At 28.6% G+C, this 7,138-nt stretch carries 5 protein-coding genes; all 5 read left to right on the forward strand.

Features of this window, described 5'->3' with window-relative positions:
- The first annotated feature begins 177 nt into the window (after positions 1 to 177).
- The 5 genes from MW871_RS15975 (at position 178) to MW871_RS15995 (ending at position 6,878) form a co-directional block, all read left to right on the forward strand.
- Entirely contained in the window at positions 178 to 957 is a 780-nt protein-coding gene (locus MW871_RS15975) for an Abi-alpha family protein (RefSeq protein ID WP_248429384.1), read from the forward strand.
- A 144-nt stretch (positions 958 to 1,101) separates the two neighbouring features.
- Positions 1,102 to 1,503: a hypothetical protein gene (locus MW871_RS15980; protein WP_248429056.1), complete on the forward strand. Its 402-nt coding sequence runs from the start codon at positions 1,102 to 1,104 to the stop codon at positions 1,501 to 1,503.
- Between the two features lie 153 nt (positions 1,504 to 1,656).
- Positions 1,657 to 2,505, forward strand: coding sequence for a hypothetical protein (locus tag MW871_RS15985; protein ID WP_248429385.1), 849 nt, complete (start codon positions 1,657 to 1,659; stop codon positions 2,503 to 2,505).
- A gap of 807 nt (positions 2,506 to 3,312) precedes the next feature.
- Positions 3,313 to 5,010, forward strand: a complete 1,698-nt coding sequence (locus tag MW871_RS15990; protein WP_248427414.1) for a hypothetical protein — start codon at positions 3,313 to 3,315, stop codon at positions 5,008 to 5,010.
- Positions 5,011 to 6,125: 1,115 nt separating this feature from the next.
- Positions 6,126 to 6,878 (forward strand): hypothetical protein, encoded by a 753-nt coding sequence (locus tag MW871_RS15995; RefSeq protein ID WP_248429343.1) that lies wholly within the window; start codon positions 6,126 to 6,128, stop codon positions 6,876 to 6,878.
- The last annotated feature ends 260 nt before the right edge of the window (positions 6,879 to 7,138 follow it).

Raw genomic sequence — 7,138 nt, forward strand, 5'->3', positions numbered from 1 at the left:
ATACTACTGCCAACAGCCGTTTGGCGAGATTGGGGTTTTAGTGGAATTAGCGTTTTTTATCATATCTTCGTTTCGGCAGAAAATACTCTGCTTTAAAGCCCCCTACCTCGCCAAGCGCCAAGACGTTAGTGGCAAGCGCCCGTGAAATAGAAAAAATACAACAACTTAATTGGACAAATGGAAAATAAAGAATTTAATATAAAATCTTCAACGGTTGAAAAAGGTTTAGAACTTGCAAAAGAGTTTTTAGGAAAATTAATATCTCCAACAATTGAAGAAGTTGGATTATTAATGTCTGATAATATTAAATTTTTGAGGTTTAAAAATCAAGTTCGTATTTTACTAAAGGCTAAAGAATATGTTGAAAGTAAAAACTTGACTTTAACAGAAATTCCTATAAAAATTTTAGTTCCATTACTAGAAAAAGCTTCTTTGGAAAATAATGAATCTTTACAAGATAAATGGGCAAAAATGCTTGTAAATATGGTTAACTCTGAAAAGAATCTTCAAAACCAAATTTTCCCATATTTGTTAAGTCAAATATCTATAGAAGAATTTAATGAACTAAAAGAATTAATAATTAAAGAAAATAATTTTGCTAAACGTAAATTAGAACTTACAGATTTAAAAGTAAAATTAGATGATAAATATTCTTTCAAAAAGGAAACTAAAGATTTCAAAGCTGAATTAGATAAAGTAGAAAGAAATGGTTTTTGGCTTTCTCTCGAAGGTTTTGAACACGAAAATTTATTAAGACTTGGTCTTATAAAAAGATTGCCTCCAAAAATTTATATTGAAGAATTTAAAACGGGTGGAAATAATGATTATGAATCGAGCGAGCAATGGCATCAAATTGAAGCAGAATATGATTTTGACGATTTTGGTTATCGAATAAGTGACCTCGGATTAAAATTTATAGAAACTTGCGAAATAGAAGAAGAAAAAGCCAGCCACTAACAGCCGTTTGGCGAGATTGGGGTTTTAGTGGAATTAGCGTTTTTATTCATATCTTCGTTTCGGCAGAAAATACTCTGCTATAAAGTCCCCAACCTCGCCAAGCGCCAAGACGTTGGCAGTAATATTACCAAAAAATCGTAGAAAATGAAACTTATAATTAAATTGTTTTACTTGACTTTTATTGCCAATATTCTTATAAGTTGTGACCCTTCATATAATATTGATTTTATAAATAAAACAGATTATAATGCTAAAGTAAAAATTAATTTAATTCCAAAAATAGAAGAATATAGATTAAGAGAAATTTCTACAAATGATTCTATTGTGTTTAATTTAAAACCAAAAGATACTGCAAATATTTATTTCGGAATTGGAACTTGGTCAAAAGATAAAATTGAAAAACTATCAAATTCAATAGATAATATTGAAATTGAAACAAAAGACGTTAAAACTATTTATAAAAGTAAAAAAGCAATGCGAAAATTACTTGAAACAGATATTCAGGGATTATGGTTTAAAACGTTAATAGAAATAGACGTGGAATAAATACTACTGCCAACAGCCGTTTGGCCAGATTGGTTTTAGTGGAATTAGCGTTTTTTATCATATCTTCGTTTCGGCAGAAAATACTCTGCTTTAAAGTCCCCAACCTCGCCAAGCGCCAAGACGTTAGTGGCAATTTGTGCCGAAATGACGAAAATGAAAAAAATTATACTAATATTATTACTAATTAATATCGTCAATTGTTATGCTGACGAGCCACGCTATTGCAATAAGTTTAGCAGTTCAAACAAACTTTACGAATTTAAAATAACAGAAGTAAAAAATGATAGTGTTTTAATTGACAATGTTTATTATAATCAAAGTAGAGAAATAAATTGGGGACTTTTTAATAGAATTACAAAGAAAAAAATCTATGAAATAGAAACTGTTGCTTCTGAAAAAACTGCATATGTATCAAATAATGGCGAATATATTGTTATTGTCAATGATTGGCCTAGCGAAACTCCTGATGACAATTTAGAAATGATTTCTATTTACAAAAATGGAAATCTAATTAAATCTATAAAATTAAACGAGATTTTAAATTGCGGATATAATATTTCTTCGTCAGTTTCTCACTTTAGTTGGACAATTGGACAACCAAAAATATCATTTATGACTAAAAATATTTCTTTCGTAACTTATGAACTTAACGAAATTGAAATTGATTTAATGGACGGAAAAATAACAAAAAAAAGAAATGAATTAGTTAGAGTAAACTCACTTCTTGTTTACGGAAAGATAATTAAGAAGAATGGTAAAAATTATAAACTTGAAGTTTGTCATAAAGTTTTTGGAACTTTATCAAATTCAATAATTGATTTTTATTCAGAAAAAGAATTTAGAACAAATGGTTATTTCACAATTTTAGTTGAAAATGGAAACGAAATAAATGTTCAATACAAAAAGCAAAATCTAAATAATATTATATTAAATACTTGCTTAACAGAACCTGAAAAATATAAAGAAAAATATTTAGGCTTCGGAAAAATAAACTGCCACTAACAGCCGTTTGGCGAGATTGGGGTTTTAGGCTTAATTTAAATATGGTTTTGTACTTGGGAAATTTGTGCTTAATGGAAAAATCTCGCATCTTTACTCCCCAACCACGGCAAGCGCCAAGACGTTATGCGTCAGCAGGTTGGATAGCACAGAAAAAGAAGAAATTAAAGCTTGAAAACTGAAATGCAAAACTTTGAAAGCGAAATTTTTTATCGAATTTTTTAGCTTTTTAAAAGTGGAAAATGAAACTTGATCAACTTTGTGGAAAGCAGAAACCTGAAAATTGAATCTGATTAAGTTAATAGAATGTGGAAACTTGAATATTGGAATCTGATTAAGGTTGTGGAAAGCAGAAACTTGATAAAATTGGCTGAATATTGAAATGCAAATTAGAAACTTGAATAGTAAAATTTTCGCGATTTTTTTTTAGATTTTTAAGATCAAAATAGATGTTTAAAACTGAATAAAATAATTAAATTTGGAAAAGCCAATTGGAATAAATTGGAATAGACAAACATAGAACATATACTGCCGAACGCATAACAGCCGTTTGGCGAGATTGCGAATTTAGTGGTCAATTCATATTTTTCTTTCGCAAGATATTCTATCTTAGCCGAAAGAACTCGGTTACGAAGTTCGCAACCTTGCCAAGCGCCAAGACGTTAGCAGAAACCGTTGGAAAAATCTGCAAAATAGAACAATTGTTAATAAAAGATTAATAAATACATTTAGAATTGAATTTTATGGCTAACAAAAATAATAAATTGCAAGTTGCTTTCGAAATTTAAAGCTAAACAAAATGTATGACGAATGAGTGATAAAAAAACAGCAATTTATAAGCCTAAAGACTTTTCTAATTTTAATTTAACATTTCCAGAAGTAGACCAACTACTCGATAAAATTGAAGTAATAAAAAGAAGAAAGATAAAAGATGTAGATAGTCAAATAAATTATATTGACCCATTGCATCATGTAAAGACATTGACAAATCCTGTAAATCACCTTATAGTTGGAAGACGTGGTTCAGGTAAAACTTCACTATTGATAAAAGTTATAGAGGAAATTAGAAAAACAAAAGGTTTTGTTACTATTGTTGATATGCAAGGTAAACAAAGATTAAATGCGGAATTACCATTAATAGAAGTTTTGACTTACTTATTCAAGGATTTAAAAAAAGTAATAGAAAATGAAAAAAATTGGGAACCTTATCTTTTAAGGAAATCAAAAACTAGTTATTATCGTCTTAAATCGTTATATTTTGGTTTATTAAACAAAGATCTATGGACGAATGATATTATTGAAAACGATAAAATTTTTAATAGCATTACTTCAATAATTAATAAACTAAATTTAATAAAAGAAACACCAAATGATTCAAATATAATTATTACAAAATCAAGTAAAGATAAAATACAAACTAACAAATCAATAAAATCAATTATTGCTTTTGGTGCTGACACAAAATATTTGAACTTAATTCAAGCATCAGCAGAAGCTTCTTTTGTAATGTCAATTGATAAAGAAACTAACAGCGAAAATAATTTTGAATATAGCGGTAAGTATTCAAAACAACAAGCATTAGATGAACTAAAATATGAAATCATTGATTGTTTAGAAGTTTTCTACAACAAGTATAAACGTCCAATTTTCTTAATTCTTGATGATTTTTACCAAATACCTATTGACAATCAGCCGTTTATATTTCAATATTTACATGACCTAAATAAGGAAACTAGCGGTATTGCTTTTTCATATAAGGCATGTCTAGTTCCAAATAGATTTAAACTCAATGATGATAATAATAAAATTTTATCTCACAAAGACGACTTTAGTACAATAAATTTAGATAGAGAATTTTGTGAATTAGAGGCAAATAAAGATTTACTATTTAAGATTTTATGCAGTATTGACCCGAAATTAGATTTCACAACTGCTAAAATAAATAAACTATTTAATGATGTTGTTGTAATTAATGATTGTATCAGAGCATCAGGAGCTTTGCCTAGATACTTTTTAGATGTTTTTTGTCATATGGTTAAATTTTCTAAATCTGAAAATCAAACTAAAATTCATAAAATGGTACTTTCTCAGGTTATCCGAGAGATTAAAAAAAGTAAGGATGGTCTTATCACAGAAGAAGCATATCTACCCGATGACCAAATTAGAAAATTATGCACTATTATTGAAGATGAAGTTGTACATGGTTTACAAACTAATGTAATACTATATCCGCATATTTCGTTCAAAGAAAATGAAGATATTTTAAATACACTTATTAATTTAGGTTTTATTCACAGAATAAAAGAAAATTTAATGGTTCAAAAAATAAATTATGTTCCATTATTTATTGACATGATTTTCACTCATACAAAATCTGAAAAAATGCCTAAAAATTTTAAAGATGTTAAGTTTTGGGAGCAAGATGGTAAAGTTCTTTTGAAATGCAAAGTATGGGAATTTGATAAAGAAAAAATAAATGAATTGACAAATGTTGATATTGCTGTATAATAATTACGGCATCTGCTAACAGCCGTTTGGCGAGATTGGGGTTTTAGTGGAATTAGCGTTTTTTATCATATCTTCGTTTCGGCAGAAAATACTCTGCTTTAAAGTCCCCAACCTCGCCAAGCGCCAAGACGTTATGTGCAATTGCGCAATCGAGACCTGATAAACAGCCTAAATATTTGATTTGAAAGGGAATATTAAAACAGGAAATACAAATTTGTAATTTTCGTCAAGCCTTTCAAATGAGATTTGCTGAAAATTTATTTTCAAAGCGAAGACGCTTAAAGGCTTGGCTAAGTTATAAGAAAAAAATGATATAATCAAGTTTTTTTTATTATAACAGTTTTAATATGAGATTTTTAACTATTTAGGCTATGATTAAAAAAAACAGTACCTATCCCCCGAGTAGATAGGAACTATATTTTTTAATCGTTTATCTAGCTATCTCCTGGCACAACTGTTCCTGTTTTTATTATCTTAACAGAGAATAAATAACAGCACATAACAACGGCTAGGCATAATGCCGGCCACAGGCCAGAACAGGCACTATGCCTAGCCGAACCGTTAGGCAACATAATTTGAGCGCGAAAATTCTACAGAAAATATTCCTTTAAAATCTTGAAATTTAACTAAACAAAACTTAAGAAAGCAACTTTGGCAAAAATTGAACAATAACCAAAATGAATCGAAAAGTTGGAATAGTTAGCAGAATTACATTGCATGTTGGCATTTTAAATTTTTTACAAAGTGAATGGAAAAGTTGAAACATTTTGCGGAATTGCATTGCATATTGGAATTTTAAAATTGGAACGAAAAACCGAAATTAACCTAAAAATAGAATCGTAAAAATTGGAATTTAAAACAAAAAATATTTTTTCAGTTTAGCGCGGTAAAATAAAAGGTTGGAATTTGAAAATTGGAATATATAGCCGAACTGAATCGGTAGCTAGAATGGCAGAATATGATAAATATTATTACGTTGCCTAACAGCCGTTTGGCAAGATTGCGAATTTTCCAGTAAATTCATGTTTTGCTTTCGCAAGATATTCTATCTTAGCCGAAAGAACTCGGTTACGAAGTTCGCAACCTCGCCAAGCGCCAAGACGTTACCAGAAATTATGAGAAAAACACTGCAAATAATTACGTTTCTATTTTCAATCGCAAATTATGCGTGTATATGTAACGACCAAAGCATAACTGAAAAGTATATTCAATCTGAATTTGTCGCTAAAGTAAAAATCATTAAAAATTACAAAAATGTAGATTCAAAAGAGATTTACAAAGCAGATATTATCATTAATGAACTTTACAAAGGAGAGAGTTTAAAATCAATTTATATCAATGGAAGAAGCGATGGAAATATGGGAAGTTCTTGTTCTATTTTTATTCCGGAAAATACTGAACTAATTATTTATGCTCAGAAAAATAATAATGGAAAATATACTATTGGAATGTGTTCCGGTTTACTTTATTTGAAAAAAAGCAACTTAAAAAAACAAGTACGAGAATTAGAAATTTTAAAAATTTTTAAAACACAAGGAATAAATTTAACAGACAAAATTAATTATCGTGAAAAAGGAACATTATCTAAAAAATTAGAAGAATTTAAAGGAATAAAACTAGATAAAGAATATGGAATTTATGAAATAAACTTTGATTCAAATTTGAAGATAACAAATGTTAAACAAATAAGTGGATTTGAAAATCCAATTGACAAAAAACTGATGGATATCTTATCTACAACAGAATGGACAAGAACAGAAGAAATCTTAAAAAATGAAGTTACAGAAAATAGAAAACTAATAATTGGAATTTATTTCTACAAAAGTGAAAAAGAAAACTCAAGTTTTTTAAGCCAATTTTATCTCTAAAAAAAGAAATAACTTCTGGTAACAGCCGTTACAAGCGATTTGCGGATTTAGTGGAATTACCGTTTTTTAATCCTATTTTCGTTAAGCCGAAAATACGCAGTTTCAAAACCCGCAAACCGCTTGTAGCGCCAAGACGTTGTACATAATTATGAAAAAAAAGGAAGAATTTAATAACTTAATGCAACAAATGAGAAAATATTTCTTTAAAATTGCCCTTCTGATTTTTGGAATTTATTTTACTTACCACTATTATGATAATA

The sequence above is a fragment of the Flavobacterium pygoscelis genome (assembly GCF_023162025.1).
Taxonomy (GTDB): domain Bacteria; phylum Bacteroidota; class Bacteroidia; order Flavobacteriales; family Flavobacteriaceae; genus Flavobacterium; species Flavobacterium pygoscelis.